Annotated in this window: 3 protein-coding genes and 1 pseudogene; 1 reads left to right on the forward strand and 3 read right to left on the reverse strand. The window is 62.4% G+C overall.

Annotated features, from left to right (window positions below; all coding sequences use genetic code 11):
- Window positions 1-34 precede the first annotated feature (34 nt).
- Entirely contained in the window at window positions 35-1,741 is a 1,707-nt protein-coding gene (locus tag AC1D34_RS11885; RefSeq protein ID WP_441489237.1) for a TRAP transporter large permease, read from the forward strand.
- A gap of 75 nt (window positions 1,742-1,816) precedes the next feature.
- On the opposite strand, the gene AC1D34_RS11890 is transcribed toward AC1D34_RS11885, so the two are convergent.
- The 3 genes and pseudogenes from AC1D34_RS11890 to AC1D34_RS11900 form a co-directional block, all read right to left on the reverse strand.
- Complete coding sequence (locus AC1D34_RS11890) at window positions 1,817-2,197, reverse strand: porin family protein (protein WP_441489206.1); 381 nt, start codon at window positions 2,195-2,197, stop codon at window positions 1,817-1,819.
- Window positions 2,198-2,389: 192 nt separating this feature from the next.
- Window positions 2,390-3,484 (reverse strand): TRAP transporter substrate-binding protein, encoded by a 1,095-nt coding sequence (locus AC1D34_RS11895; protein ID WP_113514737.1) that lies wholly within the window; start codon window positions 3,482-3,484, stop codon window positions 2,390-2,392.
- A gap of 1,509 nt (window positions 3,485-4,993) precedes the next feature.
- Window positions 4,994-5,893 (reverse strand): annotated as a pseudogene (locus AC1D34_RS11900) (IS110 family transposase); the annotation flags it as partial.
- Window positions 5,894-6,000 lie beyond the last annotated feature (107 nt).

Consider the following 6,000-nt stretch of genomic DNA (forward strand, 5'->3'; position numbering starts at 1 on the left):
CGCGCTCACCCTGACTGCCTTCTTCAGCCTGCATATGGGCGATGCCCATGCCGCGGGGATCGGGGATTTTCTGCGCGTCAACATGGCGCCGGTGATGTTCGCCGCCCTCGTGCTCTTCCTCCTGCTCGGCTACCCCGTCGCCTTCGCACTCGCCGCCAACGGTCTGCTCTTCGCGCTGATCGGCATCGACCTCGGCATGTTCCAGGAGAACTTCCTGCAGGCGCTGCCGGAACGCATCTACGGCACGATGAACAACGACGTGCTGCTCGCCATTCCCTTCTTCACCTTCATGGGATTGGTGCTCGAGCGCTCGGGCATGGCGGAAGATCTGCTCGACACCATCGGCCAGCTCTTCGGCCCTGTCCGCGGCGGCCTCGCCTATGCCGTGATCTTCGTCGGCGCCCTGCTCGCCGCCACGACCGGTGTCGTCGCCGCCTCCGTCATCTCGATGGGCCTGATCTCGCTGCCGATCATGCTGCGCTACGGTTATGACCGCCGGCTCGCCTCGGGCGTGATCGCGGCGTCCGGAACGCTGGCGCAGATCATCCCGCCTTCGCTTGTTCTGATCGTGCTCGCCGACCAGCTCGGCCGGTCCGTTGGCGACATGTATGAGGGCGCCTTCATCCCAGGCCTCGTCCTCGCCGGGCTCTACGCCGGTTACGTCTTCCTTGTCACCATCGTCCACCCGAAGCGCGCTCCCGGCCTGCCGCCGGAGGCACAGACCCTGCGCGACGCCGACGGCAAGACACGCCGGTTCTCGCTGCTGGTCGTCGCGATCATCTCCTTCTGCGTCGCCTACGCCTATATGAAGCTCTATACCAAGGTCGATGCCGGGGCCGATTTCGTCGTGCTGACGATGTCGATCATGGTTGGCGTCTCGCTGGTCATCGCGCTGATCAACAAGATGCTGGGGCTCAAGCTGCTGTCGCGCATGACCGAGCAGGTCATCTTCGTGATGGTGCCGCCGCTGGCGCTGATCTTCCTCGTGCTCGGGACGATCTTCATCGGCGTCGCGACACCGACCGAAGGCGGCGCGATGGGCGCGGCGGGTGCGATCCTGCTCGCCTTCAGCAAGCGCCGCCTCTCCTTCGAGTTGCTGAAGCAGGCGACGGAGTCGACGGCCAAGCTCTCGGCCTTCGTGCTCTTCATCCTGGTCGGCGCGCGCGTGTTCTCGCTGACCTTCTACGGCGTCAACGGCCATGTCTGGGTCGAGCATCTGCTGGTCGGGCTGCCCGGCGGCGCGACGGGCTTCCTGATCGTCGTCAACGTGATGGTCTTCCTGCTGGCCTTCTTCCTGGATTTCTTCGAGCTGGCCTTCATCGTGGTGCCGCTGCTCGGCCCCGCGGCCGAGAAACTCGGCATCGACCTGATCTGGTTCGGCGTTATCCTGGGCGTGAACATGCAGACGAGCTTCATGCACCCGCCCTTTGGCTTCGCGCTGTTCTTCCTGCGTTCGGTCGCGCCCAAGCACCGCTACAAGGACAAGGTCACGGGCCTGCAGATGGAGCCCGTCACCACCGGCCAGATCTATTGGGGCGCCGTGCCCTTCGTGGTGATCCAGTGCATCATGGTGGCGCTCGTCATCATCTTCCCGAAGATGGTGATGCACTACAAGGCGTCGGCCATTCAGCTCGACCAGAAGTCGATCGACAAGCAGTTCGACTCCATCCAGATCCCGGGACTGGGCGGCAGCATGCCAGGTCTCGACCTCAACGCCCCGCCGACGCTCAACCTCAAATAGGCGCCGGTCAGCGGAAACAAAAAGGGCGGGGAGCGATCCCCGCCTTTTTTCATGTCCGGACGGCAGCGCTTGGGATCAGCGATAGAAGCTGTCGCCGAACAAGCCCCGGTCGGATTGAACCTTGCCGCGGACGATCGCGCGCACCGGCCCGAGGGTGGACTCGCCGCGTGCCTCGAGCTGGGCCGTGGCACCGACGGCAGAGCCATAGCGATTATCGGAGCGCTTGCCGAATTCGGCCCGAACCGAGCCGCCCGCGCGCACGCAGAAAGAGGAACCATCGACCCTGACATAGCCGGGGCCATATTCCGGGCAGGGACGCGTCGCCTTGTCCAGCTTGGGTGCAGGCAGCTTGGCCGACGGGACGCCGCGGCCAGGGAGGGGCTCGCCGATCGACTGAGCCGCGGCGGGGACCGTTGCAGCGAACACGGCGAGCAGACCGACAATCAGACGCGGCATTCGCAAGACTTCCCGAACAGATGCGCAAGCGGCGCGCAAGGCGTGACCAGCCCTGAGTCTAGCCCGCAAGCGCGGCAAAGCAATGGCCGGCCGCCGCCCCATTGGCATGCCCGGCGGATGCGAAAAACCCCGGCCTCGCGGCCGGGGTCCGACAGGGATCGAGTTCGCCGGTTTCCCGGCGGGTCGCTCTCTTCAGAGCTGGTTGGCCGCGCGCGCGCGGATCAGGAAATTGTCGAAGCTGTATTCGGCGATCTGGAACCAGAGATATTCGTCGCCGCGGAAGGCCGACATCGCCTCATAGACCTTCTTGAAGTCGGGGTTCTTGGCTGAGGTCTCGGCATAGACCTCCTTGGATGCCTTGAGGCAGGCTTCCATGATCTCCTGCGAAAACGGTCGCAATTGTGCACCGGCGCCGACGAGACGCTTCAGGGCCGCGGGATTCCTGGCATCGTATTTGGCCTGCATGTCGACATTCGCCAGTGCCGCCGCCGTGGTCAGCACCGATTTGTAGACCTTCGGCAGCGATTCCCACTTCGCCTGGTTGATGAAGAAATGCAGCGCAGCGCCGCCTTCCCACCAGCCCGGATAGTAATAGAACGGCGCAACCTTGTTGAAGCCAAGCTTCTCGTCATCGGCCGGGCCGACCCATTCGGCCGCGTCGATCGTGCCCTTTTCCAGCGCCGGATAGATGTCGCCACCGGCGATCTGCTGCGGCACGACGCCAAGCTTGCTCATGACCTGTCCGGCGAAGCCGCCGATGCGCATCTTCACGCCCTGCATATCGGCGACGGTCTTGATCTCCTTGCGGAACCAGCCGCCCATCTGGCAGCCGGTATTGCCACCGGGAATCGCGTAGATGTTGTGCTTCTTGTAGAATTCGTTGAGCAATTCATTGCCGCCGCCATGGTAGAACCAGGCGTTCTGCTGGCGCGCATTGAGGCCGAACGGCACCGCAGTGCCGAAGGCGAAGGTCGGATCCTTGCCGACATAGTAATAGGAAGCGGTGTGGCACATCTCGACAGTGCCATTGGTCACCGCATCGGCGGCCTGCAGGCCGGGAACGATTTCGCCGGCTGCGAAGACCTGGATCTGGAAATTCCCGTCGGTCGCTTCCGACACGGCCTTCGCGAGAATCTCGGAAGCGCCGTAGATCGTGTCGAGGGATTTCGGGAATGACGAGGTCACTCGCCATTTCAGCTCAGGCATAGGCTGGGCGATGGCCGGGCTGGCAATGGCGCCAGCGGCAGCCCCCGCCCCGGCAACCTTCAAGAAATGGCGACGCTTCATCTGGATTTTTCTCCCCTCAGAGACGTTCAGCGGCACCGGTTGATCCGGCTTTGCGCGCGCGCTCCAGAAAAGCAGGTCCTGTGATCCGCGCAAGTGGAAAGCATGCCCCCTATGCATTTTCTGCAGGATAGTACTTTCGTCGCAAGGGAAACCGAGTTCCATCAAGCAAGACCGGCCCGCCTGCCCCCAAGGGAAGACCGATCTCGCGCGAACGACCAAAAAAAAAGCCCGGCTCACGACTTATACCCTAAGCATGCATACTTCGTGCGCGTTTAGGTGATAGATCAATTTTACCAAAGGCTTGGGCGATATCCCCCTGCGATGCGAACATACATCGAAGTACATAGCTAAAAGGGAGGGCGTGGCGTAACCACGCCCTCCCTTTTTCACTCGTTATGCACTCTCGGAGAGGTCACCTAGAACGTTGGCACGCGTCGTGGGGGCTAGGTGCAGGAGAGGCCTTTGCCGACATCCGGGGAGCCCGCTTTCGGGTGGGCAGTTCGTAAACTGGCCAACGGGCGACATTCGCCCTTTTCGGACGTCTGGGACGTCCGCTTTGAGGCGGTCCAGTTAGATGGTGGGCGAGGACGTCGAAGTCGGCCCCATTGCAGCAGTTGAGAAATTCCGCTTTTGGGCTCTCGATTGCGGCAGGCTTGGTCACCGAGGCCATCGGATGCATCACGGCCGGCATATGCAGCCTGTGACCAAGCGGCGTAGTGGTGCGGCGGCCCGTTACACCATTGAAAATCGCTGGTCAGAGGATCTCTTCCAATTGCGTCAGCTCAGGCCAATTCTTGAGGTTGAAAGAGCGTGGTGCGGATAAAAACCTGTAGATAAGCTTCTGCAGGCTTCTTTGCACTTGGCCTGTCATGCATGAATTGTATCTGGAAGGAATTCTGGGCCACGAAGCTCAGATTCGCTGAATGCAGGGGCGATAATGGGGCAGGCCAAACTCGCGAGCCATAACGAGAACCTGGTTTCCGTTCAGCCCGTTTCACCTTTGTCGCAAGAGCTCGTAATAGGTTTGGTCGGTTATGCCGGCGCCGGTTGCTCTACAGTGGCGCTCCGGCTTTCCGAGGACCTCGAGAAGAACGGCTATAAGGTCCAGACGATCAAGCTCAGCTTGCTAATCCAAGAGTGGTTTGCCGAACCTTCAGCGCCCGATCCCGCCCGTCCGGGCCGAGCCAAATTCAATCGTGCCCAACGCCTTCAGGATCTAGGCTCAGGACTTCGGTAACGGGGCCGTCTGAGTCAACTTGATTTTGGCGCGGATAATTATTCGGCCGCTCGGATAGGCGGTCGYGTRGCGATSCACATTGGYCGAYRCCGTCCAGCYTGGCTGGCTACGCGSCCTCSMCCTRAGATCTCCCCGGGTTCATGCTTCGGTCCGTGGTCAGCGCGACGGCTGCCAACATGATGCTGGTCCAATACGGCGTCCGATGTGCCTATCTCATAGGCGCGCTCGACCGAGGTCGGCGACAGTCCTGACCACGGCATCAATCGGAACCGCCGGTGCAGAATAGACCCYATCCGCCGCGCCAGCGCGACCATTGCACGCTTCGTACCCCTGCGCTTCGCCACCTGTGCCGCCCAGCTTCTCAGCCATGATGAGCGCCCACGGTTCATCATGACGGTGGCCGCCTGGCAAAGTGCTCTTCGGAGATTTGCGTCACCGGCGCGGGTGATGCCGCCCGAGACGTCGCGCTCGCCGGATTGGTTGCGCGATGGCGTCAGGCCGACCCAGGGTCCCACTTTTTTCGATGAAGAGAACCGCGTCGGATCATCAACCGCGGATCGGAAGGTCAAGCCGACGACAGCGCCGATGCCGGGCATCGTCATCAGGAGGCGGCAGATGGGGTCTTCCTGCGCAAGGAGCCGGACCTGTCGCTCGAGCCCGGCGAGTTCGTGGCGCAAGCTGGCGCGCGCCCGGAGCATGGGCGCTGTTGCGGCCTCCAGCATGGCATTGCCTTCGGCAAGTTCACGAATGCGGACGTCGAAGCGACCGCGGGAGATCGCGYCTACCTTCACCAGAAGGGCGCGGACTTCCTGCGCCGAAATGGATTTGCAGTGCACCGGGCGGAACCATCCGAGGTGAAGCAGCCGAGCAATCCCCTCGGCGTCACGACGATCGGTTTTGATCGGCATTGCCTTGAGCGCGCCCTTCACCTGGCGGGTCTCCATCAAAACCACATCCAGTCCGACGTCAGTGAGCCCGCGATGCAGCCACTGCGACAAAGGGCCGGCCTCCAGCCCTATCGTTGCAACCGTTCCGCCCAACGCCAGCACATATCCCGCCACGGCCTCTGGGTCACTGGCGACCTGCGCTTCCTTCACGATCTTGCCGTGCTCGGTGATGGCGCAGACCGCAGTCTTCGCCAATGACACATCCAATCCGATGAACAGCCWCATCCCGTAATCCTCCACCTTCAGGGTCGGTACGGGAACGGCGACAGCTTGCCCTTCYAGACGCAAGTGGCAATGGGCAGCGCGCGACGCAGGCCCCGTTACAGCATCTC

Source organism: Allobosea sp. P1_A7, from assembly GCF_056406775.1.

Excerpts from the sequence above, each read along its gene's own strand:
- AC1D34_RS11885 (WP_441489237.1), top strand. The coding sequence starts at position 35 with ATGGGCGATGCCCATGCCGCGGGGATCGGGGATTTTCTGCGCGTCAAC.
- AC1D34_RS11890 (WP_441489206.1), bottom strand. The coding sequence starts at position 2,197 with ATGCCGCGTCTGATTGTCGGTCTGCTCGCCGTGTTCGCTGCAACGGTC.
- AC1D34_RS11895 (WP_113514737.1), bottom strand. The coding sequence starts at position 3,484 with ATGAAGCGTCGCCATTTCTTGAAGGTTGCCGGGGCGGGGGCTGCCGCT.